This is a genomic window from Alteromonas sp. P256, assembly GCF_036864455.1.
Lineage (GTDB): Bacteria > Pseudomonadota > Gammaproteobacteria > Enterobacterales > Alteromonadaceae > Alteromonas.
This window is the reverse complement of the sequence record NZ_JAZETM010000001.1, coordinates 336,308-360,261: the sequence shown is the minus strand read 5'-3', so window position 1 is coordinate 360,261 and position 23,954 is coordinate 336,308. Positions and strand designations below refer to the sequence as shown.

Annotated in this window: 23 protein-coding genes; 17 read left to right on the top strand and 6 right to left on the bottom strand. The window is 44.1% G+C overall.

Annotated elements, in window-relative coordinates; genetic code table 11:
* Positions 1 to 364 precede the first annotated feature (364 nt).
* Entirely contained in the window at positions 365 to 730 is a 366-nt protein-coding gene (locus V7R39_RS01585) for a DUF3192 domain-containing protein (RefSeq protein ID WP_032094329.1), read from the top strand.
* 164 nt (positions 731 to 894) lie between these two features.
* Positions 895 to 1,545, top strand: a complete 651-nt coding sequence (locus tag V7R39_RS01580) for a GNAT family N-acetyltransferase (RefSeq protein ID WP_334027498.1) — start codon at positions 895 to 897, stop codon at positions 1,543 to 1,545.
* Positions 1,546 to 1,671: 126 nt separating this feature from the next.
* On the opposite strand, the gene V7R39_RS01575 is transcribed toward V7R39_RS01580, so the two are convergent.
* The 3 genes from V7R39_RS01575 to V7R39_RS01565 form a co-directional block, all read right to left on the bottom strand.
* Positions 1,672 to 2,229 (bottom strand): hypothetical protein, encoded by a 558-nt coding sequence (locus V7R39_RS01575; RefSeq protein WP_334027496.1) that lies wholly within the window; start codon positions 2,227 to 2,229, stop codon positions 1,672 to 1,674.
* A gap of 1,169 nt (positions 2,230 to 3,398) precedes the next feature.
* The gene (locus tag V7R39_RS01570; protein ID WP_334027494.1) at positions 3,399 to 3,701 is read right to left on the bottom strand and encodes a DUF3301 domain-containing protein; all 303 of its coding nucleotides are present in this window, start codon (positions 3,699 to 3,701) and stop codon (positions 3,399 to 3,401) included.
* A 1-nt stretch (position 3,702) separates the two neighbouring features.
* Positions 3,703 to 4,761, bottom strand: coding sequence for a DUF3549 family protein (locus tag V7R39_RS01565; protein ID WP_334027492.1), 1,059 nt, complete (start codon positions 4,759 to 4,761; stop codon positions 3,703 to 3,705).
* A 326-nt stretch (positions 4,762 to 5,087) separates the two neighbouring features.
* On the opposite strand from V7R39_RS01565, the gene V7R39_RS01560 reads away from it, so the two are divergent.
* The 3 genes from V7R39_RS01560 (at position 5,088) to V7R39_RS01550 (ending at position 6,769) form a co-directional block, all read left to right on the top strand.
* On the top strand, positions 5,088 to 5,429 hold the full coding sequence (locus tag V7R39_RS01560) for a YqcC family protein (protein WP_334027490.1): 342 nt from the start codon (positions 5,088 to 5,090) through the stop codon (positions 5,427 to 5,429).
* Between the two features lie 91 nt (positions 5,430 to 5,520).
* Complete coding sequence (locus V7R39_RS01555; protein ID WP_334028113.1) at positions 5,521 to 6,279, top strand: pseudouridine synthase; 759 nt, start codon at positions 5,521 to 5,523, stop codon at positions 6,277 to 6,279.
* 40 nt (positions 6,280 to 6,319) lie between these two features.
* Positions 6,320 to 6,769, top strand: a complete 450-nt coding sequence (locus V7R39_RS01550) for a flavodoxin domain-containing protein (protein ID WP_334027488.1) — start codon at positions 6,320 to 6,322, stop codon at positions 6,767 to 6,769.
* A gap of 156 nt (positions 6,770 to 6,925) precedes the next feature.
* Here V7R39_RS01550 and dapD read toward each other — a convergent pair whose 3' ends face one another.
* The 3 genes from dapD to map all read right to left on the bottom strand — a co-directional run bounded on the left by dapD (position 6,926) and on the right by map (position 11,498).
* The gene (gene dapD, locus V7R39_RS01545; protein ID WP_032094342.1) at positions 6,926 to 7,750 is read right to left on the bottom strand and encodes a 2,3,4,5-tetrahydropyridine-2,6-dicarboxylate N-succinyltransferase; all 825 of its coding nucleotides are present in this window, start codon (positions 7,748 to 7,750) and stop codon (positions 6,926 to 6,928) included.
* Positions 7,747 to 10,398 carry a [protein-PII] uridylyltransferase gene (gene glnD / locus V7R39_RS01540; RefSeq protein WP_334027486.1) on the bottom strand — a complete coding sequence of 884 codons (2,652 nt, stop codon included), beginning with the start codon at positions 10,396 to 10,398 and terminating at the stop codon, positions 7,747 to 7,749. The genes dapD and glnD overlap by 4 nt, the downstream gene beginning before the upstream one ends.
* Positions 10,399 to 10,703: 305 nt before the next feature.
* Positions 10,704 to 11,498 (bottom strand): type I methionyl aminopeptidase, encoded by a 795-nt coding sequence (map, locus tag V7R39_RS01535; protein ID WP_163105209.1) that lies wholly within the window; start codon positions 11,496 to 11,498, stop codon positions 10,704 to 10,706.
* A gap of 366 nt (positions 11,499 to 11,864) precedes the next feature.
* Here map and rpsB point away from each other — a divergent pair, with 366 nt between their 5' ends.
* The 12 genes from rpsB to lpxA all read left to right on the top strand — a co-directional run bounded on the left by rpsB (position 11,865) and on the right by lpxA (position 23,954).
* Positions 11,865 to 12,596, top strand: a complete 732-nt coding sequence (gene rpsB, locus V7R39_RS01530) for a 30S ribosomal protein S2 (RefSeq protein ID WP_032094345.1) — start codon at positions 11,865 to 11,867, stop codon at positions 12,594 to 12,596.
* A gap of 113 nt (positions 12,597 to 12,709) precedes the next feature.
* Entirely contained in the window at positions 12,710 to 13,582 is an 873-nt protein-coding gene (gene tsf, locus V7R39_RS01525) for a translation elongation factor Ts (protein ID WP_334027483.1), read from the top strand.
* 290 nt (positions 13,583 to 13,872) lie between these two features.
* Positions 13,873 to 14,613 (top strand): UMP kinase, encoded by a 741-nt coding sequence (gene pyrH / locus V7R39_RS01520; RefSeq protein WP_032094347.1) that lies wholly within the window; start codon positions 13,873 to 13,875, stop codon positions 14,611 to 14,613.
* 21 nt (positions 14,614 to 14,634) lie between these two features.
* A complete protein-coding gene (gene frr, locus V7R39_RS01515) occupies positions 14,635 to 15,192 on the top strand; it encodes a ribosome recycling factor (protein ID WP_032094348.1) in 558 nt (185 codons plus the stop codon).
* Positions 15,193 to 15,201: 9 nt separating this feature from the next.
* A complete protein-coding gene (gene uppS / locus V7R39_RS01510) occupies positions 15,202 to 15,984 on the top strand; it encodes a polyprenyl diphosphate synthase (protein WP_334027479.1) in 783 nt (260 codons plus the stop codon).
* Between the two features lie 54 nt (positions 15,985 to 16,038).
* Positions 16,039 to 16,902, top strand: a complete 864-nt coding sequence (locus V7R39_RS01505) for a phosphatidate cytidylyltransferase (RefSeq protein ID WP_334027477.1) — start codon at positions 16,039 to 16,041, stop codon at positions 16,900 to 16,902.
* The gene (ispC, locus tag V7R39_RS01500) at positions 16,902 to 18,089 is read left to right on the top strand and encodes a 1-deoxy-D-xylulose-5-phosphate reductoisomerase (RefSeq protein ID WP_334027475.1); all 1,188 of its coding nucleotides are present in this window, start codon (positions 16,902 to 16,904) and stop codon (positions 18,087 to 18,089) included. The genes V7R39_RS01505 and ispC overlap by 1 nt, the downstream gene beginning before the upstream one ends.
* Positions 18,083 to 19,435, top strand: coding sequence for a sigma E protease regulator RseP (gene rseP / locus V7R39_RS01495; RefSeq protein ID WP_334027473.1), 1,353 nt, complete (start codon positions 18,083 to 18,085; stop codon positions 19,433 to 19,435). Before ispC ends, rseP begins: the two co-directional genes overlap by 7 nt.
* 58 nt (positions 19,436 to 19,493) lie before the next feature.
* Positions 19,494 to 21,971, top strand: a complete 2,478-nt coding sequence (gene bamA / locus V7R39_RS01490; protein WP_334027471.1) for an outer membrane protein assembly factor BamA — start codon at positions 19,494 to 19,496, stop codon at positions 21,969 to 21,971.
* Positions 21,972 to 22,044: 73 nt separating this feature from the next.
* Positions 22,045 to 22,560 carry an OmpH family outer membrane protein gene (locus V7R39_RS01485; protein ID WP_334027468.1) on the top strand — a complete coding sequence of 172 codons (516 nt, stop codon included), beginning with the start codon at positions 22,045 to 22,047 and terminating at the stop codon, positions 22,558 to 22,560.
* Between the two features lie 172 nt (positions 22,561 to 22,732).
* Positions 22,733 to 23,182: a 3-hydroxyacyl-ACP dehydratase FabZ gene (fabZ, locus tag V7R39_RS01480; RefSeq protein ID WP_163105216.1), complete on the top strand. Its 450-nt coding sequence runs from the start codon at positions 22,733 to 22,735 to the stop codon at positions 23,180 to 23,182.
* Between the two features lies 1 nt (position 23,183).
* On the top strand, positions 23,184 to 23,954 hold the full coding sequence (gene lpxA / locus V7R39_RS01475; RefSeq protein ID WP_334027466.1) for an acyl-ACP--UDP-N-acetylglucosamine O-acyltransferase: 771 nt from the start codon (positions 23,184 to 23,186) through the stop codon (positions 23,952 to 23,954).

The following is a 23,954-nucleotide window of genomic DNA, read 5'->3' as shown; positions in this document are numbered from 1 at the left end:
GTCAAGCATCTTACTACCTATCAGTCATCAGGTTCATTAACCAAAGTACCTTACGGCATATCGAACTAACCTTCGGCGCAAAGGTCAGCAAAGGTCAAATGTTAAAAAGACTAATAATTTGCCTTATTCACTAATTGTTAAGGTATTTAGTATTTAGAATTTTTAATAAATATAATAAAAAACAAATGCTTACGTTTTGGCGCTATTTTTGATTGTTACTTGTTAAGTGTGCGCCTTGCAAAGTTTGCCATCTAACGGTTTATCTACTCAGCAACGGCGCAGGCGTGTTGACAATTTTGACCAAAGTTCGAACAGCAATAGTCAAGACGCCCTAAATAAATCAAATAATAATTAAGGAATATACATGAAAACACTCATTCTTTCTGTCGCTGTTGCGTCTTCATTACTACTTTCTGGTTGTGTTGTTTCTGTAGGAGGTGGCTCTGATAGTCACTACGGTTCAGATTGGGAAGACAGAGAGTTCAATAATCGTAAACATATCGCTAATCTTGAGGTTGGGGTTGGCTATGAAACGGTATTGAGAAAGATGGGAGTCGCCGACTTCAACGAACTTTTTGAAAAAGCAGATGGTACATACCGCGTACTTTATTACCGTACTCAAAAAACAATGGGTGATGGTGTAACAACAAAGGACGAATGTACACCACTGGTATTTAGAAACGGAAACCTTGCGGGTTGGGGAGACAGTGCCTACAGCCTAATGCATTAAAAATTGTTAATAAAAAGTTAACAGGTGATGGGTTTTCGCGTAGTCTAATCATTAATCAGTTCTACAGCGTATGAGTTATAGCTATTTGAATTTGCGTGAACAGTATATTCAGTGGTCATTTTTTAAACGCGAACATAGATATAAGCCTACACGGAGGCCCTCTCATGGATATCGAATCAAATGAGGCTGTTCTTGCTCCATCAGCCGATACGGTTAAAGCCATTTATCTTGGCGTTGATGATCTAAAAATCGCGGCATCTATCCTTTATAACGCCTATGTGGATGACCCTCTGTTTTTGGAAATTTTCCAAGCAGAAAAAGAAGGCTATGAGAGTCGATTACGCTCGGCTATCCGAGAAGAGCTTAATGCGTTTTGGGTTGCAGAGCAGCCCATGATAGGGCTGTTTGATGCTGAACGTTTAATTGCAGTAGCGTGCCTTACTGCTCCTGATGCGGCATTTGGTGCAGGGCGATATTGGCACTGGCGACTTCGCATGTTGCTTACCGCTGGGCTTTTCGGAACGAAGCAAATGCTGGAAAAGGAAGAAAAAGTACGAACCCTGGTTCCAGCAGAGAATTTTCACATGCTTAGCTTCATTGCTGTGCATCCTGATCATCAAGAACACGGTTTAGGTCATATTCTACTTGGCGCAATTGACAGTGTGGTTGAAGAAGACGCTAAAAGTGCAGGTATCGCGGTATTCGTGACCATTGATAAGCATAAATCCTTTTTTCGCGACGACAAATACAGTGTTGTTGGTAATTTATCTTTATCTCATGTTAATGGGTCGGTGATGTTCAGAGCTAAGTCTTAGTAAGGTCGCTATGACATGCAACTTTCTCAGCAGCACATACTCGTTTAGCGATGCGCTTTTGTTAATGCAGAGATGATAGTTCGTTGCGAACGAGTCAAAGACGTATATCACGCTTTCTACTGTGTTCTAGTCCTCTAATCCAAACTTTTTTCGAATTCGTTTAGCCCATGAAGGCCTTTGTATTTTGTAACGATTTGGGTTTTTCGGAAGAATGATATTTGGGTTTGCAGCTGCAAGCGCTTCGAAAAAAGCGTGTCGATTAAAGCCGCGATAATTGTGATACATAAGTTGCTTATTCTCTCCACTTTTCAACACAATGAAATTAGAAATATGTTGCCTTGTGTCACTTATTTGCTTTAACTCCGTAATGTCATCAATGTTGACCTGCCAACTTATATCACCGAAGGTAGGGTCGGAGTACGACAGTTTAGTAGATGACACACAAACTCTAATCTCTTTATTTTCACACCAAAACCATAATGCCAACCCAAGCAAAATAGCTTCAATAACCCAAATGGCGATATCTAGCACATCAAAAAGTTCATTTAGTGCAGTGCTATCGCTTGTTAAATTTGGAAGATATCGATGTGCTGCTTCGCATAAAACAAGCGCCACGCCAGCATTAAAAACAAGTAATAGCGCGGAAGAGCGCTGCTTTCTTGTAAAAATGAAGTGAGTTGCCATACGTTCTCTCTCAGGAATGAACTTTACAGTGAGACTACAATAGAGTGTTAATTCGCATTAGCAAAGTAGAGCGTGGCTTTAGTCAATAATTGATACGTAAAGCATGGCCAGGCGTCATAGCATTAACTAGTAGGAGGCACGCAGTAGAGCGTGAGTTGTGTCTCTACCAATACCAGAATGAAATATTCGAACAATTTATATACTTCGCATTTCCCAACGCCATCCACCCACCTCACTAATTGCTCAGGCAAGTGTGAGATATCTCCTACAAAATCTGTGAGCTTTCCGCCTTTTTTCATATGGGAAATTTTTAGACTAAAGTATAAAGCATTTGATTTTTATAGGCTTTTTGTTTTTTATCCAAAAGTTGTAGAGGATCACTCCTTAAAACTTTGTAATTTCGTATAGCGGTAATATTTAAAGATTATATTATTTAACACGTCACAGGGAAACACGATGAGTCAGGATGATTTGCAAGGATGACCTAGGACAACTTAAGGATGAGATTCTCACACGGAGTGAGAAAAAGGAAATGGACAAGACAAGGACGCTAATTACAGGACGTACTTAAGGGATGAAGGATAGGGACATCTCGCAAAAAGGATTCACAATTGGACGTGGGCAAAGAACAGGATGCTTCTTCTGCATTGCTATAAAGGATGATTCAGGGACGAGTGTATAAGGATATAAAGCAAGGATGTAGAACAGGGATGCTATTTACAGGGAACGCTTAAGGAATGAGCGGGCTACAGCAGGATGTGTAGTCAAAAAGACTATAAAACAATGGATAAGGAACGTCAGCGGAGTCTGGCATGGACAGCCTCAGGAAGAGGAGCACTGTAGAATGGATTTACAGTAAACAAGGAACAATGGAAAGGAACCTACGCACGGACGGGTAGCTCACAAAGGGTATTGTGAGACAAGAAGGAAAGGGGCGAAGACGGATTCTGATCGGGAAGATTTTAGTCGCAAAGGATCGCAGAGAGGGATGCTCAAAATTACGAAAAAGGGGGAAGTCTAATGACTTTCCCCTTTTTTATTATTTAGTCCTGCTCACCTAGTTAGACATGGCCGTGTTATTAAGCCCAGTCTCAGTAAGCCCAATCTCAGTAAGCCCAATCTCAGTAAGCCCAGTTCCATTCGTCTAGGTACGATGAAACTCAGTGCTATTAAACGCGATGAGGTGGAACCTCGGTGCGTATGACGCGGTTTCCTACCAACTCTACCTCTCCGCTGTATCTATCTTCACCATTGCTTGAAAATTCAAACATAAACACACTATTCCAATCGGGCTTTTTGAATTTAAACGAGAGACGTGTTTTGGCTCGCGCAACACTCAATAATTGAAGTTGGTGTTTATCACAATACTGTTTTAAATACGCATTTGTGCTTTCTGATATGCCTCTTATTCGCCAGAATTGATAACTGATAAAGCCAATTGCCAACCATAGGGAAAGCTCTAAAAGTGTCATACTATTTCCCCGTTTGCGCAAAAAGTTGATTAAAGGCTTTGGCTAATACAGCCGGACGGTCGGGTGAGCGTAAAAGGGTAAGTACTTGACGGCGCAACTTAGGAACTTGAACTAAGTCAGAGAAGAACCCAGAAAATAAAGCGCCTGCATGGCCTTCACTTTCATCCGCCTTTGCTGCTTGTGTTAAAAATAAGGTTAACAACTCGTTGTCCATTTGCTCATAGTGACGAGCGGCTATAACGCTTAGCACGTCAAGTCGCGTTGAAATGTCTTTATTTAAAATACTCTTGAGTTCACAGTGAAGCTGTTTATTAAACTCATTGCTTGAAAGCGCGCGCAGTGCAGCCAAGTTAATATCATCGTACTGTGCTTTTTGAAAAAAGCGTTGTAACACGAACGTCTCAACAGGTTTTGACAGAGGTACGTACTCGAGCATTTCCATAAACGTATTCAAAAATACGTCAGAATACAGATTAGCATTGTTTATAAATGCTTCTTCTAACCTATATTGATGACTGTGGGTAGGTAGAGAAAATGCAAAATCTGCCACACTTTGCATAGACAGCTGCTGCCAATCCACTAACTGTGGCGCTTGAATGTAAGCCTCAACTTGTTTGGCCTCATCGCTAAGCGGCTGCGATAATGTGTGTTTCACTAACGCATTAAACTGAGCCAGCAACGCTTGATTGGGAACAAACGAATAGGGGTTATCAGGCAGTGTCTGTGCTTTTTCAGTATCCTCTATTATGGACTGACCCAACGCATCGACAATAATATCAAGAAAATGATTACGGGCGGCTGTCACTACCAAGCCTTGTTCATCAATAGGTAGCTTTACAAACCAAATATAATGTTCTGTTGAGCTTTGCTTGTTCCAAAAAACAATACCAAACCATGCGTGCTGTTGGCGCGGGAGAGGAGCGTAGGCATTACCACTTTCAATATCTAAGAATGATTGATTATCAATGATTGTTAATCTGCGACCAATATCGAATACCTTGTACTCAGTACCAGCGTGTAATAAGAATTCACTGATTGAATTAATTGTGTCTGCGCTCATCAAAACATCCTAAATACTACAAATTTATCCACGTGAGCTTTTTGCTCATAATTGTGTGCCTGAATAGACTTTTTCTAAATACACGTATTCATTACGCTGAAAAGAACGAGATTGCACACAAAGGGGCGGGGCCAGCGTCGCTTTTCTATGTGTGTTTCTCGAACATGTATCGCCAATACGAGCCTAGAAGCCACTAATGCTATTAGTTTATCACAGATAATACGCACTCAGACATGCACACAATTATGAATACAGCAGTGACAGGGTTCTGATTAGCCTGATATAATTTCGCGATACACTTTTGAGCATTCGTTGGTAGTGAGTTAATGGTAAATCAGGTCTATCAGGATATGGCCTCAGCAATAGAGACACTCGTTTTGTTGATGGACAATGAAGGGCTCTGGCCGAGTACTAATTCTACTGACGCTGAGCCTTCTGAAACGGCGTTGCGCAGCCAAGTGCCATTTGCTTTAGACACCATGGAGTTTGAAAGCTGGTTAGCTTACGTCTTTATTCCTAAAATGAGACATATCCTCAGTGCTCAAATGCCCATACCAAGTATGAGCATCACACCGGCCGCTGAGCAGTATTTCACTCTAGCTTCTCAGGCTATTCTCGACCAGCTTAAAACGATTGATGGGATTTCCAGCAAAGCGAATTTGAACTAATGAGACGACTACAAAAGCTAGCACACGGAGCAATTCAAATGGCATTCTTGCAATGAACAATAAAGCAGTCGATAAGCCCTTCTCTCAATATATGGTTGAGCAGCCAAGGCCATCGGCCGCTCCTTTGACAGTTTTATATCAAGATGAGGATATTGTTGCCATTGAAAAGCCTCCTGGTCTTTTGGTCCATCGAAGTCCTATCGACAAACATGAAACCGTTTTTGCCGTACAAACTTTAAGAGATCAGCTCGGTAAGCACGTATTTCCTGCCCATCGATTAGACCGGCCTACCTCCGGTGTACTGTTATTTGCCTTCGACGGGCGCATGGCGGCGCAGCTTGGTCAGCAAATGATGCAAAAACAAGTGCATAAAACCTATCATGCCGTTGTAAGAGGGTTCGTTTACAACACTGGGCTTATCGATTATGCGCTGAAGTACAAGTACGATAAAATTGCAGATAAACACAAGCGCCCGCAGCAACCTGCGCAAATGGCAACCACCGCCTACGAATCTTTGGCACGCTATGAAGTGCCCGAGCCGGTAGGAAAATATCAGAGCGCTCGCTATTCGCTAGTAAAACTAACGCCAAGCACGGGGAGGAAGCATCAACTTCGTCGACATTTGGTTCATATTCGGCACCCGATTATTGGCGATACCACTCATGGCGACGGAAAGCAGAATAAATTCGCTAAATCGCACTTTAGTTTTAATAATTTGGCCTTAAACTGTACGTCAATGGGATTTCATCATCCTTCATCAGGCAGATGGATGACACTATCATCAGAACTTCATCATGAAATGGCGACATTTGTACGCCATTTAGAAAACTTTCGCGTTGTTCCTTCGTAAAAGTATACGACATCGCGGAAAATAAATAGCAGAGGTAGTAATGGGTACTTTGAAGATAATTGCGGGCACAGTATATGGAAATGCTCAGCATGTGGCCGAGCAGGTAGAAGAGAATTTGGCCGAGCAGGGTATTGATTGCGAGCTAGAGAGCACGCCGTCAGTTGAAGATTTTACTGATGCGGATGCAATATTAGTTATTACGTCTACCACTGGACAAGGGGATATCCCGCCTAATTTAGAGTTTGTATTTTCAGATTTAAAAGACGATTCACCTCTGCTAAAAGATAAGCCCTTTGCAGTAGCTGCACTAGGTGACAGCAGTTATGGTGAGAGTTTTTGTGGCGCAGGTAAACAGTTTCAGGCTTTATTAGTAGAGCTTCAGGGAACGCCAGCGGCAGAACTTCTCGAAGTAGATGCAATGGAGACGTTGGAGCCAGAAAAAGACGTAATCGATTGGGTGAACAGTATTAAAGACAAGCTGATCGCATAAAATTCGATGGGCCTTTAACAAACGCAAGGTCATTAAAATAAAAAAAATGGCGCTAACTGGTTAGCGCCATTTCTATTTGTAGCTCGTTTTCCTTAGCTTCGCTTTAGCACTAGCTCTGCTTTAGCAATAACTTTGTTTTAGTAATAACTACGTATGCTATTCAACGCCGCGTAAAAGTGCATTAATGCCAACTTTCGCACGGGTTTTTGCGTCTACTTTTTTCACGATAATAGCAGCGTAAAGGCTATATTTGCCGTCGGCACTTGGCAGGTTTCCTGAAACCACTACCGAACCTGCTGGAACTCGGCCGTAGTGAATTTCTCCTGTTTCACGGTCGTATATACGAGTACTTTGACCAATATACACACCCATAGAAATTACCGCACCTTCTTCAACAATAACGCCCTCAACAATTTCGGAGCGGGCTCCGATGAAGCAGTTGTCTTCGATGATGGTTGGGTTTGCTTGCAATGGCTCCAACACGCCGCCAATGCCTACGCCACCAGAAAGGTGAACGTTCTTACCAATTTGTGCACATGAACCCACGGTTGCCCATGTATCAACCATTGTGCCTTCATCCACGAATGCACCAATGTTGACGTACGATGGCATTACCACCGCGTTTTTACCCACAAATGTACCAGTGCGAACTGCTGCTGGTGGCACAATGCGCGCACCGTCAGCAACGAATTGCTCGTTGGTGTAGTTGGTATACTTAAGAGGCACTTTATCAAAGTATTTGCTCTCGGCACCGTCAATCATTTCGTTATTGTGCAAACGGAAGAAAAGCAATACCGCTTTTTTCAACCACTGGTGAACTACCCATTCCCCAGCAATTTTCTCTGCTACTCGAGCTTTGCCGCTATTCAGTAATGAAATAGCTTCTGCAACGGCATTTCTTACCTCATCAGGTGCTTCATTTGGGCTGATGGCATCGCGATTTTCGAAGGCGTCTTCAATAATGGATTTCAATTCATTCATGGTATTGTAATATCTTCAAGTTGGTCGAGTTTAAACAAAATCTGCTTTTTCAAGCTGACTTGTTGTTCTTGGGTTAATGCGGTGCCAGCCTCGTTGCTGACGATGAAAATGTCTTCGGCGCGCTCGCCAATGGTCGCTATTTTAGCAAGTTTTAATGTCATATTCGTGTCGACAAACGCGTGGCCAATTTTAGCCAAAATGCCGGGCGCGTCCAGTGCTTCAAGCTCAACCAGAGTGGCTTCGTCGTGTAAATTGAAAAAGCGCACTTTAGTTGGTACGTCTAATTGTCGCATTTGACGAGGCAGTTTGCGTTTGTTTTCGTGAGAACGTCCAGGTTTTTCAAGCTGTGTAGATACGGCCTTTTCTAGTGACGAAATACGAGAGTCGGATGAAAGGCGAGTGCCATCATTTTCCAGAACTATCATACTGTCGAATACGTAGCCGTCTCGAGTAACGGTAACGTGGGCATCGTGAATTGAGCAGTTTCTGCTATCCAGTACTGAGGCAACCTGTGCAAACAGGGCCTTTCTGTCTTTACCATAAACGAACAACTCAGTGCCACCTTTAGCGCTGTTGTCATTCGCCCGTACAAGTAAGGCTTCGTTGTCTGGAGTAAGCCAGTCATCTTGTGCCGTAATAATTTCTTCTGTATGCCACGCAACTTGAGTGGGTTTAAAGCGCACAAAGTAATCGTCGTCTAATCGTGCCCACAGTGCATCAACAGATATCGGATCCACGGCGCGCTCTTGCAAAATCTGTCGTGCTTGATGTTTATGTGTCGCAACGCGTTCATTCAGGGTCACCTGACACTGCAAGCCATTATCTAGTGCTTTTTGCGTCATCAAGTATAGCTCTCTGAGCAATGAGGCTTTCCAGTCGTTCCACAAGTTGTCATTGGTAGCACGAATATCTGCAAGGGTTAGCGTGTAAAGTAAGTTTAAATGATTGTGGCTTCGAATAGCTCCTGCAAACTCACTGATTACATCCGGATCGTAAATGTCTCGTCGTTGAGCCACCACCGACATCAGCAGGTGATTCTCTACTAACCAAGCTATCATTTCGGCATCATCACTGGGCACATTATGAAGCTCGCAAAACGTGGCGACGTCTTTTGCGCCAAGTTTAGAATGATCGCCATTTCGACCTTTAGCAATATCGTGAAAGATTGCGGCAATATACAGTACCTCTGGTTTATCGAGGTTGCGACAAATGCGCCCGCATCGAGGAAAATCTTTATTTTCTTTCGAAAAGAAATAATTGACCTGTTTAACGAGTCTGTGCGTGTGCTCGTCAACGGTATAGGCGTGAAACAAATCGAACTGCATCATGCCCACAATGGTATCCCATTCAGGCAAATAGGCTTGAATAACACCGTATTGATGCATGATGTCCCAGCCGAAGTTGAAGAAGTCTGGCTGCTTCATTAACATCATGAACTTTTCACGACATGCAGGTCGTTCTACGTAGTAATCACTTTCAAACTCTCTATGAGCATTTCGCAGCTGTCTAATGCATATGGTACTGAGGCCTTTTACTTCAGGGGTATTCGTCACTAAATTTAGAAAGTCGAGAATTGCCTCGGGTGTTGAGAACACACGCTCGTGGCGCGGTGATATCATGTAGTCGAGTAATTCAAAGTCTTCATTGATGATGGCGCTGTGCTGAACACTTTGATTCAACATATCGTACTTAAAGCGCTGGAGCAGCATCTGATTGAGCTCGGTCACTCTTGCCACTGTACGGAAAAAGTCACGCATCATCTTTTCTACAGATGACTTGCCTTCTTCCCCGTACCCCATCATCTCTGCCACATCGGGCTGATAATCAAACAAGAGGCGGTTTTCGCTTCGTTGAGCAACTAAATGAAGTGCGCAGCGCATTTTCCAAAGATGCATCCGACAGGCTATTAACTCGCTGTGCTCTTGCTCCGTAAAGTAACCATGGCCGACCAAATTCCAGCCGTCATATTCTTTAAAGTGCTTTTTGGCCACCCAGCCAATAGATTGAATATCACGCAAACAGCCAGGGTTTTCTTTAATATTCGGTTCAAGGTTATAGGCAGTACCGTTAAACTTTGCATGACGCCTTTTCTGCTCATCGTATTTTGCAGAGAAAAAGGCTTTGCTGCTCCAAGAGTTTCTGCCGTTAGCTTCTTCCCAGAGTTTTTCAAACGTTTCTTCGCTTCCAATTAATAAACGACTTTCCACAAGGTTAGTGGCAATGGTGATATCGTCTTTTGCTAGCTTCACCGTTTCTTTTAAGGTTCGTACCGACTGTCCTACATCAAGCTTAATATCCCACAATAAGGTAATGAAGAGACCTACTTTCTCTTGAGCATCAGCACTGAGCTTCTTTTTACTGACAATAAGCAAGTCGATATCTGAATGAGGTTGAAGATGACCGCGGCCGTAGCCACCAACAGCGCAAAGCGACAGGTCGTTAACAGCATCTAGGCCGAATAATTTCCAAAGGTGGCAAAGAAGTGCGTCAACAAAGTGCGCTCTGCCAGTGACTAGCTGATTTACTGGGGTGCTATCAAAAGATTGCGTTATCCATTCGTAGCTTTTTTCTACACAGGCTTTAATAGTAGGAACGTCATCAACAGCACCTATGGTATCGATATCTTGAATAAGAGATTGGAGCGTCAAATTGCACCTTTTTCGGACGTCTAACAAACCCCTCCGACTCTATCATGGATTAATATCAATTCGCACCTGTGAATAAATGCATATTTTAGGTTGAATTGTGAATATTTATGGAAAAATGTTATAGCGTAAGCGATAGACAGAGATAAGTAGGGCATAACATTAACAGGGTGAGTAAGTGAAAGAGGTTACACGTGAGGTTTGTATAAAGCCGCGCTAGCCATTGCTACAGAATTCATATCAATGGCTAGCGCGGCTGCAGGGGATTGCGCTTAAAAATTAACGGCAGCCCTGATTAGCTGTGAGAATTAGCTGTGAGAGATGGTACGGGGAAGGGTTTCTTCATCGCGAAGTGTTAGCACTTCGACACCGTCTTCAGTCACCAATAAGGTGTGTTCCCACTGCGCACTCAAGCTCCTGTCCTTAGTAACAACGGTCCATTGGTCTGGAAGAACTTTTGAATAGCGCTTACCCGCATTCACCATAGGTTCAATAGTAAAACACATGCCTGGTACAAGTTCTTCACCGGTTCCAGGCTTGCCGTAATGCACAATCTGCGGTTCCTCATGGAAGCTCGAGCCAATACCGTGGCCACAATATTCTCTTACAATTGAATAGTTATGCGCCTCTGCATGGGTTTGACATATATGACCAATATCGCCTAAACGCATGCCGGGCTTAACCTGCTCAATCGCCTTATACAGTGACTCTTGCGTCACGCGAATTAAACGTTCCGCTAAAATAGTGGGTTTGCCCACAACAAACATTTTTGATGTATCGCCGTGATAGCCGTCTTTGATAACAGTAACGTCAATATTAATAATATCGCCGTCTTTCAGCTTTTTGTCCGAAGGTATGCCGTGACAAATACAGTGATTAACCGACGTACATACAGACTTTGGAAAAGGCGGTTGCCCGTAATTCAACGGAGCAGGAATCGCCTGTTGCTCATTGACGATGTACTCATGACATAGCGTATTGAGTTCATCTGTCGTGACTCCTTTTTTTACATGGGGAGTGATCATGGTTAATACGTCTGCCGCTAGTTTTCCAGCCACGCGCATTTTTTCGATTTCATCAGGGGATTTGATTATTGCTGCCACAACGCCTCTCAATAGTCGTGTTTAGTTAATGACAATATTCTACGCAGTATATCACCAATAAGACCGCTTTTGGATAAGCAAGAGCACAAAGAGACGGTTTAAAGAAAGAAGAAAGAAAAATTGAAGAGAGGAAATACCCCTGAATATGGGCTCAAAACTTGAGAGTGAACTGTGGTTGTGGTATAAAGCGCGCGCCCTGACGGAAAGCCTATTTTTCTTTGCGAAAAAAGCTGCACGTTATAGGGTATATTCTTTTATTAAAACACACATATACCGACACTTGTTATCGGGGTGTCCAAGCTAACTCGCGTTGGCAAGGATCGATACAAGGGGTATATGGAGGCCTAACCCCAAGAGGAAAATAAAATGGCTAATGTTTCTATGCGTGACATGCTGAAAGCCGGTGTGCATTTCGGTCACCAAACTCGTTACTGGAACCCAAAGATGAAACCTTACATCTTTGGTGCTCGTAATAAAGTTCATATCATCAACCTTGAAAAAACAGTTCCACTTTTCAACAACGCATTGAACTACATCTCAGGTGTTTCGTCGAAGAAAGGTAAAATCCTTTTCGTTGGTACAAAACGTGCCGCTGGCGATGCAATCAAAGATGCTGCAGTAAAATGCGACCAGTTCTACGTAAACAAGCGTTGGTTAGGTGGTATGTTGACTAACTGGAAAACAGTTCGTCAGTCAATCAAGCGTTTGAAAGAGCTTGAGCAGAAGAGCCAAGACGGTACGTTTGAAAAGCTAACCAAAAAAGAAGCATTAATGCTTCAGCGCGAAATGGATAAGCTTGAAAACAGCCTGGGTGGTATCAAAAACATGGGCGGTCTTCCAGACGCGATCTTTGTTGTAGATGCAGACCACGAGCACATTGCAGTTACAGAAGCACGTAACCTTGGTATCCCTGTTGTTGGTGTTGTAGATACTAACTCTAACCCAGATGGTGTTGATTACATCATTCCTGGTAACGACGATGCTATCCGTGCTATCCAACTTTACTTGGACGCTGCTGCAGACGCTATTAACTCAGGTCGCGAGAGCAACCTTGAAGTACAAGCTGAGCAAGACGATTTCGTAGAAGCGGCAGAGTAATTCTGACTGCTCGCTGCCTTGTAAAAGGTGGTGACATATTGCGAAACGTAATGAGAGGGGCGAGTCGCCCCTTTTACCTAACGAATTTATATTTATTGCTGAGGAATTGAAAAATGGCAGTGACTGCAGCACTAGTTAAAGAACTGCGCGAACGTACAGGCGCAGGTATGCTGGATTGTAAAAAAGCGCTGGTTGAGACGGATGGCGACATTGAACTAGCCATCGAGAACATGCGCAAATCAGGTCAAGCAAAGGCAGCTAAAAAAGCAGGCCGTATCGCAGCTGAAGGTGTAATCCTTACTAAAGTTGAAGGTGGTCGTGCGACTATGCTTGAGCTTAACTGCGAGACTGACTTCGTAGCACGTGATGAAAGCTTCCTTAAGTTCGGTAACGACTTACTAGAAGTAGCATCTGCGAATAACATTAACGACATCGATGCGCTTAATGACGCAGAAATGAACGGCGTTAAAGTTAGCGACGCTCGCGACACGCTTGTAGCGAAAATTGGTGAAAACATTTCTCCACGCCGTGTAATTAACGTTGAAGGTGACACGCTTGGTGGTTACGTTCACGGTGGTCGCATCGGTGTTATCTCTATCCTTACTGGCGGCAGCGAAGAGCTAGCTAAAGACGTGTGTATGCACGTTGCAGCTGCTAGCCCGCAGTACGTTAAGCCTGAAAACGTTCCGGCTGAAGTTGTTGAGAAAGAGAAAGAAATCCAAATCGACATCGCAATGCAGTCTGGTAAGCCAGCTGACATAGCTGAGAAAATGGTTGCGGGTCGCATGAAGAAGTTCACTGGTGAAGTGAGTCTTACTGGCCAACCTTTCGTTAAAGATCCATCGATCACCGTTGCTGAACTTCTAAAGAACAACAGCGCTGATGTTATCAACTTCGTACGTTTCGAAGTAGGTGAAGGTATCGAGAAGAAAACTGAAGATTTCGCAGCAGAAGTAGCTGCGCAAATGGAAGCGGCCAAGAAATAATTGAGCGTTTTTCTTTTGCATTCAGTGAATGTCAGATAAACTAAAAGCACCTCTTCGGAGGTGCTTTTTTATAGCTGAATCTCTTTCTATTGCTGAGGTTTCGCGATAGTGTGAGGCGCTGCTATGATGATGAGCGCCGCTGTAATGGCAAGTAGTATGCAGCAAAACCACTTGTGCAAATGCATAAACATATCAAAATGAGCTAAAGCGCTTTGTTCTATATTTTTTCATGCAGCTGCATGTCGTTAAAATGTATAGCACAAACCGGGTTTACGAGGACATATCGAATAATGAGTATCACACCTAAATCAGCATATCGACGCATTCTATTAAAATTAAGCGGTGAAGCCCTCATGGGTGAAGAAGGGTTTGGTATAGACCCTAAAGTGCTTGATAGAATGGCACAAGAAATTAAAGAGTTGGTTGAACTTGGCGTTCAAGTGGGTCTTGTAATTGGTGGCGGTAACTTATTTCGCGGCGAAGGTTTAGCGAAAGCAGGTATGAATCGTGTTGTTGGCGACCACATGGGTATGCTAGCTACAGTAATGAACGGCTTGGCGATGCGTGACGCGTTGCACAGAGCATTTGTTAACGCCCGTATGATGTCAGCTATTCCATTGAATGGCGTTTGTGATGCTTACAACTGGGCAGAGGCTATTAGTCTGTTAAAATCGGGTAGAGTCGTTATTTTCTCAGCCGGTACAGGCAATCCATTTTTCACAACAGACTCTGCGGCGTGTTTACGTGGCATCGAGATTGAAGCTGACGCTGTGTTGAAAGCAACAAAGGTTGACGGTGTTTACAGCGATGACCCGGTTAAGAATCCAGACGCTACCTTGTACGATCAACTCAGTTATAATGAGGTATTGGACAAGGAACTAAAAGTAATGGATTTGTCAGCATTTACCCTAGCACGTGACCACAGCCTCCCAATTCGCGTTTTCAATATGAATAAGCCTGGTTGTCTTAAACGCGTAGTGATGGGCGAAAAAGAAGGCACGATAATCAGCCACGCTGGCAATGATAAATAAAGAAACATAGGACATATAATCGTGATTGATGAAATTGAATTAGATGCGCAAGAGCGTATGGAAAAAAGTGTTGTTGCCCTGAAGGGCCAGTTTAGCAAGATACGCACAGGGCGTGCACACCCCAGTCTGCTTGACGGTATCATGGTGCCATACTATGGCGTAGATACACCGCTGAAGCAGGTTGCAAATGTTATTGCCGAAGATAGCCGCACACTTGCACTAACGGTTTTCGATAAGTCAGCTATCCAGGCCGTTGAAAAAGCTATCATGCAGTCGGATTTGGGGTTAAACCCAATGAGTGCGGGTGGTTCTATTCGTATTCCTCTTCCACCATTAACAGAAGAGCGAAGAAAGGATCTTATCCGCGTTGTGCGTAATGAAGCGGAAGGCGGACGTGTTGCGATTCGAAACATTCGTCGTGACGCGAATGGCGACATCAAAGATTTGCTGAAAGAAAAAGAAATTAGTGAAGACGAAAGTCGCGCTGCTGAAGAGAACATTCAGACAATCACTAATGAAATTATTAAGAAAGTTGACAGCATGCTTGCTGACAAAGAAAAAGAACTCATGGAAGTATAAGTTAGTATCATGATTGGAAAGCGTTTAAACGCAGCCAAAAAGACTAACGTAATAGGGCTAGCACCAGTTGCTGGCCCTAAACACGTGGCTATTATTATGGATGGCAACGGTCGATGGGCGCAAAAGAAAGGGAAGATTCGTACTTTTGGTCACAAAGCAGGTGTTGAGTCTGTTCGTTCTGTAGTGCGGTTTGCTAGGCAAAACGCCATTGAGTCCCTCACACTGTTTGCCTTTTCCAGCGAAAACTGGAAGCGACCAGAAGAGGAAGTGAGCGTATTGATGGAGTTGTTTAACCTCGTGCTTAACAGTGAGGCAAAGCGACTGCACAAAAACGGCGTTCGGCTTCAAGTCATCGGCGATTTAAGTGCCTTTGACGGAAAGTTGGTAGAAAAAATTCGCAAAGCCGAAGAGATGACCAAAGACAATGCCGACCTAGTGCTTAATGTTGCAGCAAACTACGGCGGGCGTTGGGACATTGTTAATGCTGCTCAGCAATTAGCAAATCAAGCGAAAGAAGGTAAAATACACGCGAGTGATATTGATGAAGCGATGTTCACTGCACATACCTCTACCGCAAACCTACCCGAATTAGACCTCCTTATCAGGACTGGTGGCGAGCACCGCATAAGTAATTTCCTATTATGGCAATGCGCTTACGCTGAGCTTTATTTCACCGACGTATTGTGGCCAGACTTCAACGAAGATGTATTTCAACTCGCTGTTGACGATTTTAATGTTCGTCAACGTCGTTTCGGTCTCACCGGTGAGCAGGTTATCGTTTCCGATGATTAGGTTTACTCAGGCGATTATCGGACTCGCCCTGAATATAAAAGCCAAGGGCAAATTATGCTAAAACAACGAATAATAACCGCATTAATTCTTGCGCCACTTGCACTGTACGCCATTCTATTCTTACCAATATTCTGGTTTGAGATTGCTATTGCAGGCGTTGTAGGTATCGGTGCTTACGAATGGGCAGCCATGGCGGGGGTTTGTGAACGACCTAAAAAACTGCTGTTTATGGCAGGTGCGTTCGCTATTTGTATTGCGCTTTCGTTTATTGTTGATGCCAGCGTTATCTGGTATCAAGGGCAATTGCACAGCCTCTATACGGGTATTCTCAGCGTGGCTGTTGTGTGGTGGATTGCGTCATTGGTAATGGTGCTTGCCTATCCAAAGTATTCTAAATTTTGGCGCGACAGTAGGGTGGTACGAACGGTATTTGGTTTACTTACTCTCATTCCTACATGGGTTGCGGTAATCGCGCTTCGTACAAGCTTGCACGATGTGGACCCTTTCTACGGCGCCTCACTTATCTTTTATGTATTGGGGATTGTGTGGGCCGCTGACATTGGCGCGTTCTTTGTAGGCGTTAAGTTTGGTCGCCATAAGCTGCGTCCTAACGTATCACCGGGTAAAAGCTTAGAAGGCTTGTTAGGTGGTATTGCTGCGTCCTTTGCTATTATCGCCTTTGCTGCACTGCATTACCAAGTTGAACCGTCGCGCATATGGCTTCATCTTGCAATCGGCGGAATCACGGTAGCAGTATCGGCGTTAGGCGATCTCAACGAGAGCATGCTAAAGCGTTGTGCAGGTATTAAAGACAGTGGCAAGATTTTACCCGGGCACGGTGGAGTCTTAGACCGTATCGACAGCTTAACCGCTGCGTTTCCTGTTTTCGCGTTTTGTTATGTTACCTGGATGGCGTAATGGAGACGGTAACGGTATTAGGGGCCACAGGCTCCATTGGTTGTAGTACACTTGATGTAATTAACCGCCACCCAGACAAATATCGCATTTTTGCTATCACCGGTAACACGCAGTTATCTTTGCTTATGGAGCAGGCGAATAAATGCTCGCCCCGATATGTGGTCATTGCTGACCCTGCAAATTACGACGATGCTTTACGTCTTGCAAAGCAACATAATGTTGAAGCAGAAATTCTATGCGGGCAGCAGGCCTTAGAAGATGTTTCAAGCGCGCCAGAAGTAGATGCTGTGATGGCGGCAATTGTCGGTGCTGCAGGTTTATTACCCACCATGGCCGCAGTAAAAACGGGAAAGCGCGTATTGCTTGCCAATAAAGAAGCATTGGTTATGTCAGGTGCGCTCTTTATCGATGCGGCGAATAAAAGCGGTGCGCAAATTCTGCCTATTGATAGTGAACATAATGCTATTTTTCAATGCCTACCCCATGATTATACCTACGGCGATTTAGCAGGCTCTGGTATTTCAAAAATACTGTTGACTGGCTCTGGCGGTCCGTTTAGAGAAAGAGCGTTAAACTCCTTTAACAGCATCACCATCGATGAGGCTGCAACTCACCCTAATTGGTCTATGGGCAGAAAGATTACTATCGATTCAGCCACTATGATGAATAAGGGGCTTGAGTTTATCGAGGTATGTTGGTTATTCGGTGTCAATGCCAGCGATATTGATGTTGTTATTCACCCGCAAAGCATTATTCACTCAATGGTGCAGTATGTTGATGGTTCGGTGATTGCCCAAATGGGGAATCCGGATATGCGCACGCCCATTGCTTATGGTTTAGCACATCCCGAGCGTATCGACGCTGGCGTCAAGCCGTTAGATTTTAAAAGCTTAGCCGACTTCAGCTTCCACACGCCGTGCTTTGAACGATATCCAAATTTGAAGTTGGCAATAGACGCTTGTCAAGACGGGCAGTGTGCAACCACCAGCTTAAATGCAGCTAACGAAGTTGCAGTAGCGCATTTCTTGGAGGGGCAAATTGCTTTTTGTGATATTGCAAACGTCAACGAGGCGACACTCAATGCACTGTCTATGGTGGAGATGACGTCTATTCAGCAGATAGTGGAGCAAGACGCATTGGCTAGAACCAAAGCGAACGAATTAATTCGAGGTAAATTTCAGTGCTAGCATTTTTTTGGAGTCTAGGTGCATTCATTCTTGCCCTCGGTATTCTTGTGGCCGTTCATGAATGGGGTCACTTTTATGTGGCGCGAAAATGTGGAGTGCAGGTAGAGCGTTTTTCCATAGGCTTTGGCAAGCCGATTTGGCGCAAGTTGAGTAAGTCAGGTACAGAATATGTGATTGCCATGATCCCACTTGGTGGATACGTGCGAATGCTTGACGGGCGAATTGACGATGTCCCACCTGAACTCGAGAGTAAAGCCTTTAACAACAAAACCGTATTGCAACGTATGGCCATAATTGCTGCGGGCCCAGGCGTTAATTTTATATTTGCGTTTTTTGCGCTCTGGCTAATGTACATAGTAGGTCTAGAGACGGTTAAGCCAATAGTTAAAGCGGTAGAGCCTGACAGTATTGCCCACGTGGCAGGTGTGCAACCTGGCGATGAAATTATCAATATCGACGGGCGAAACACGCCAGATTGGGAAGCTGTTAACTTAGAGTTAGTGTCAAATATTGGCGGCGATAATACCGTGGTTACCGTTAGAAATTCATCGAATATTGAAAAAGAACTCACATTTACACTGGATACTTGGAACTTTGACCCAGATATCGAGTCTCCTTTAAGCAGCTTAGGATTGACGCCATTTCGCCCAAATCCAACTTTAACCGTTGGTTTTGTAGGTGATGATAGTGCAGCGAAGGAAGCGGGGCTTTTGCCCGGTGATAAAATCGTTGCACTTAATGGTAATAAGCTTGCATCGTGGAATGCGTTAGTTGATGAAGTTGTTGAAAGCCCTGGAGAGGTTATTTCTCTTGCTATTGAACGGGATGGACAGCAACAGACGCTACGTGCCACGATAGCGCGCCGTGATACATCACAAGGGCAAAGTGGGTATCTTGGTGTGAGCCCAACGTTTGAGTCTTGGCCAGAGGGGTATGTGTTTACGCATCAATATGGCATTATAGAGGCTATTGGGACAGCGCTAGATAAAACATGGCGCTTAATGACACTCAGTGTCGAAATGATAGGCAAATTACTCACTGGCGATGTGTCAGTTAAAAATTTGAGTGGGCCTATCTCAATTGCTCAAGGAGCAGGTACAAGCGCTGGTTATGGGCTTGCATACTTCTTGAGTTTTCTAGCCTTAATAAGCGTAAATTTAGGCATTATAAATTTATTACCCCTGCCCATGCTTGATGGTGGTCATTTGATGTTTTTCATCGTTGAATGGATCACTGGCAAGCCTGTGCCCGAAGCGGTGCAAGAATGGGGTTACCGAATAGGTGGCGTGCTTCTGTTTATGATTATGGGTATCGCTATTTTTAACGATATTGCTCGCATAACCTGATGTATATCAGGAAGTACAAAACAGCAAATATGAAACGCGGCCAGGAAAAGAAAAATAGATGAAGTTAAAACAGTTAGTAGCAGCCGGAGTTATTCTTTCCAGTGCTAGCTTTGCCAATGCTGCGGCGCAAGACAGTGAATTCGTAGTACAAGACATTCGTGTTGAAGGTTTACAACGTGTAGCACTTGGTGCGGCGTTAACTTACTTGCCTGTGCAAGTAGGTGATGAGCTAAATACATTCCGTGTAACTCAGCTTATCCGTTCGTTATATTCTTCAACTCACTTTGAAAACGTTGAGATATTGAGGGATGGCAACACACTCGTTGTGCGCGTGTCTGAACGTCCAACCATTAGTAATATCATTTTTGAAGATAATGACGACATTAAAGATGAGCAGCTGCAAGAAAGTTTAGATGGAAATGGCGTAAGGATTGGTGAACCCCTAGACAAAACCGTATTAACCTCTATTGAGAATGGTCTTAAGGATTTCTTCTACAGTATCGGTAAATATAACGCTGACGTTACCGCCATTATTACGCCTCTACCGCGTAATCGTGTGGACTTAAAACTTCTTTTCGAAGAAGGGGACGCAGCGGAAATAGAACAAATTAACATTGTTGGAAACGAGCTTTTTTCAGATGAAGAGTTGATGGAGTCGTTTGAACTTCAATACGACACCCCTTGGTGGGATTTCTTATCTGAAACTCGTTATCAGCAGCAAACTCTACAAGGCGATATGGAATCGTTGCGCAATCACTATCTCGACCGTGGTTACCTGCGCTTCAATGTAGATTCAACGCAGGTGTCCATGACACCAGAGAAAAGCGGTATCTATGTAGCCATGAATGTGTCTGAAGGTGAGCAATACACCATTTCAGAAGTAGAGCTTGTGGGTGATGTTCTCGGACACGAAGAATATATCGAACGTGTACTGCCGCTAACACCTGGTGAGCTTTATAACCAAGCTGAGGTGACCTACACAGAAGAATTCATCAGCAAGTATCTTGGCCGGTTTGGATATGCCTATCCAACGGTAACCACCGTGCCTGATATCAATGATGAAGATAAAACGGTAAAACTGACACTGTCTGTCGACCCGGGTAAGCGCATCTACGTTAACCGTATCAAATTTAACGGAAACGTGGTTACCGCCGATGACGTTCTTCGCCAAAATGTAAGTCAGATGGAAGGCACGTGGTTGTCAAATAGCCAGCTTGAGGTGTCAAAAAGCCAGCTTTCTCGTCTTACTTACATGGAAAATGTAGAGTTTGAGACAGTACGAATTCCTGGCTCAGAAGATAAAGTAGACGTAAACTTCAACGTCAAAGAGCAGCCCTCTGGCTCATTTAACGCGGGTATCGGTTACGGCGACAGAACTCGGCTGAGTTTGCAAGCGGGTATACAGCAAGATAATTTCCTAGGTACCGGTAAACGAGTTGGGCTCAACCTAAATACTGTTGCGTTTCAGAAATCAGCGCAAATAACCTACAACGACCCATATTTCACCATAGATGGTATCAGTTTAGGTGGAAGTATCGGGTACAGTGAATTTGATGGTTCAGAATTTAACGTTATCCAGTACAACTCGAAGCGCTGGTCTATTGGCGCCAATATTGGTTACCCGATAAACGAAGTAAACCGTATTAACTTCGGTCTAACCTATAGCAACGTTGAATTATTTAACCGTGGTTTTTTTGAACAGACAGAACGCTTCTATAGTCAGTTCCCAGATGGGAACGATCCAGATGCAGCGGTTAAATATGACAGCTACCTAGCGAGCGTAAGTTGGAGCAGAGTTACCTTAAACCGTGGCTTGTTCCCAACGGCGGGTTCATCGCAGCGCGCCTCGTTTAGTGCAACGACGCCGAACTCTGATGTAACGTATTTCAAAACTGTTATTGATGGTAAGTGGTATTTTCCACTATCGCGTAATCAACGTTGGTCTTTCCTAGCTCGCGTTCGTTTAGGATACGGAAATGGCTATGGCGACATTAACGGCAATGATCAAATTCTTCCGTTTACAGAAAACTTCACCGCGGGTGGTGCAGACTCACTACGTGGGTTTGAAAACAACACAGTTGGTCCAAGAGGTTTATTGATATCGTCACCTGGTAATATAATAGGGCCAGACGGCGAAACGTTCCCAACGGATCCTGCTGACGCTGTCATTTCGTGGTCTAGACAAAGTTTAGGTGGGAACGCAATGGCACTCGGTGGTATAGAACTTATTGTGCCAACCCCTTTTGTTGAAGCTGAAATGGACAACTCGGTAAGAACAAGTTTGTTTGTGGATGTGGGTAACGTGTGGGATACTGAATTCGATTTCGAACGATTCAGTCAGCTAGATGTAAGTCCACAGCAACAGGGTGAGTTATTGGACTATTCTGACTGGACTCTGTATCGTAGTTCGGCAGGTGTATCTGTGCAATGGGTGTCACCCATGGGACCAATGGTATTTAGTTTCTCTAGAATGATACGAGAGCGTGAAGGTGATGACGCAAGATTCTTTACCTTCAACATTGGTCAGACTTTTTAGATACGTTTTTAATGATAAAAGCGGGCTCGCACTTCGTGTGTCCCAAATAAGATGATACAAAAAGGAGTTCCCTTTGAAACAGTTGGTTAAACATATCGTTGCAGGTGCAATGTTAAGTAGTGCACTCGTCAGTACGTCAGTAATGGCAGAGCAGAAGATGGCCGTGGTAGACGTGCAAGGTATTTTCCAAGCTATGCCTCAGGCTGCAGAGTTGCAAAACGCAATCCAATTAGAGTTTAAAGACCAAATTGAAGAAGTTAATCAGCTTCAACGTGACGGTCAGTTCTACGCAGAACGTCTTCAGCGCGATGCAGCAACAATGAGCGACTCAGAGAAAAAAGAACTAGAACAAAAGATCTTATCTGTACGTGAAGCGTTGTCTCAAAAAGGTCAGCCACTTCAACAGGAAATTCAACGTCGCAGTAACGAAGAACGCAACAAGTTACTAGGCCTTATCAAGCAAGCTATCGATTCAGTAGCGGCGAAACAAGGTTATGACCTTGTACTTAACGCTGGTGCGGTAGCCTTTGCTAAAGAAGACCACGACCTGTCTGAGCAAGTATTAGAACAGGTTAGCAAAGCTAACTAAAAACATTGCCAAGGCTGGTAGTGTGCAACAATTTATCAGGCCAACAACCGAAAGGTGTTGGTCTGATTTGTTTTTTGCGTTTAACAGCGTATGGTTGCCGCCGAATTTAGTTTTACGGCGAGTTTGACCATAAATCAGTTGCTAGGTCATGCTTGATTACAGGAGAAAGTTCTTGACCAATTCACTTAATACCATCGAAATACAGGAAATAATGGCACTATTGCCACATCGTTATCCTTTTCTGTTAGTCGATCGCGTCACCGACTACGTTCTTGGTGAGTCAATCAAAGCGTATAAAAATATAACGATTAACGAACCGTGTTTTACCGGTCATTTTCCAGGCCAGCCAATTTTTCCAGGCGTGCTTATTCTTGAAGCGATGGCCCAGGCGGCAGGTGTACTTGGTTTTAAAACCATGGGCAAAAATGACAGTTTATACTTGTATGCAGGAATTGATAACGCCCGCTTCAAGCGCCCGGTAGTGCCTGGTGATAAGTTAGACTTTGACGTGGCGTTAGTGAAAGAAAGAAGAGGGATCTGGAAGTTTAAAGGTACTGCAACCGTCGACGGCGATTTAGTGTGCAGTGCAGAATTTATGTGTGCGATGAGAGAGATAGCATAACGTGATCCATCCTACTGCGGTAATTTCAGAGAGCGCTACCATTGGTGAAAATGTCACTATTGGTCCATTTTGTGTGGTCGACGATAATGTAACTATTGGCGATGGTTGCATCTTGAAGTCACATGTAGTTGTTCGCGGTACCACGCGAATAGGCAAAAATAACAAGTTTTTTCAGTTTTCGTCTATTGGCGAAGACTGCCAAGATAAGAAGTATGCAGGTGAGCCCACCGAACTCATTATTGGTGACGACAACGAGTTTCGTGAAGGGGTTACCGTTCACCGCGGTACCGTGCAAGACGAAGGCGTAACTATTATTGGCTCTCGCGGCTTGTTTATGGTTAATGCCCATATAGCCCACGACTGTGTGCTCGGCGATGACATCATTGTTGCTAATAACTGTGCCATTGCAGGCCATGTTCATATCGATGATTTTGTTATTGTTGGTGGCGCAGTGGGTATTCATCAGTTCTGCAAAATTGGGGCTCATGCCTTTTTAGGTGCTGGCGGCATAATTTTGAGAGACGTTCCGCCGTTTGTTATGGTGAGCGGTCACAAAAATATTCCTCAAGGCATTAATTCAGAAGGCCTTAAGCGCAGAGGTTTTGAAAAGGACGAAGTGCTTGCGATAAAGCGCGCATACAAAGTTATTTATCGTGCTGGCAATACCATTGAAGAGGCCATCGACGCGTTAGAAACACCCGCTAACGATCACGATGGTGTGGCGCGCATGGTAGAGTTTCTTCGCCATGCTGAGCGAGGCATAATCCGATAG

Excerpts from the sequence above, each read along its gene's own strand:
- V7R39_RS01585 (WP_032094329.1), top strand. The coding sequence starts at position 365 with ATGAAAACACTCATTCTTTCTGTCGCTGTTGCGTCTTCATTACTACTT.
- V7R39_RS01580 (WP_334027498.1), top strand. The coding sequence starts at position 895 with ATGGATATCGAATCAAATGAGGCTGTTCTTGCTCCATCAGCCGATACG.
- V7R39_RS01575 (WP_334027496.1), bottom strand. The coding sequence starts at position 2,229 with ATGGCAACTCACTTCATTTTTACAAGAAAGCAGCGCTCTTCCGCGCTA.
- V7R39_RS01570 (WP_334027494.1), bottom strand. The coding sequence starts at position 3,701 with ATGACACTTTTAGAGCTTTCCCTATGGTTGGCAATTGGCTTTATCAGT.
- V7R39_RS01565 (WP_334027492.1), bottom strand. The coding sequence starts at position 4,761 with ATGAGCGCAGACACAATTAATTCAATCAGTGAATTCTTATTACACGCT.
- V7R39_RS01560 (WP_334027490.1), top strand. The coding sequence starts at position 5,088 with ATGGTAAATCAGGTCTATCAGGATATGGCCTCAGCAATAGAGACACTC.
- V7R39_RS01555 (WP_334028113.1), top strand. The coding sequence starts at position 5,521 with ATGGTTGAGCAGCCAAGGCCATCGGCCGCTCCTTTGACAGTTTTATAT.
- V7R39_RS01550 (WP_334027488.1), top strand. The coding sequence starts at position 6,320 with ATGGGTACTTTGAAGATAATTGCGGGCACAGTATATGGAAATGCTCAG.
- dapD (WP_032094342.1), bottom strand. The coding sequence starts at position 7,750 with ATGAATGAATTGAAATCCATTATTGAAGACGCCTTCGAAAATCGCGAT.
- rpsB (WP_032094345.1), top strand. The coding sequence starts at position 11,865 with ATGGCTAATGTTTCTATGCGTGACATGCTGAAAGCCGGTGTGCATTTC.
- tsf (WP_334027483.1), top strand. The coding sequence starts at position 12,710 with ATGGCAGTGACTGCAGCACTAGTTAAAGAACTGCGCGAACGTACAGGC.
- pyrH (WP_032094347.1), top strand. The coding sequence starts at position 13,873 with ATGAGTATCACACCTAAATCAGCATATCGACGCATTCTATTAAAATTA.
- uppS (WP_334027479.1), top strand. The coding sequence starts at position 15,202 with ATGATTGGAAAGCGTTTAAACGCAGCCAAAAAGACTAACGTAATAGGG.
- V7R39_RS01505 (WP_334027477.1), top strand. The coding sequence starts at position 16,039 with ATGCTAAAACAACGAATAATAACCGCATTAATTCTTGCGCCACTTGCA.
- ispC (WP_334027475.1), top strand. The coding sequence starts at position 16,902 with ATGGAGACGGTAACGGTATTAGGGGCCACAGGCTCCATTGGTTGTAGT.
- bamA (WP_334027471.1), top strand. The coding sequence starts at position 19,494 with ATGAAGTTAAAACAGTTAGTAGCAGCCGGAGTTATTCTTTCCAGTGCT.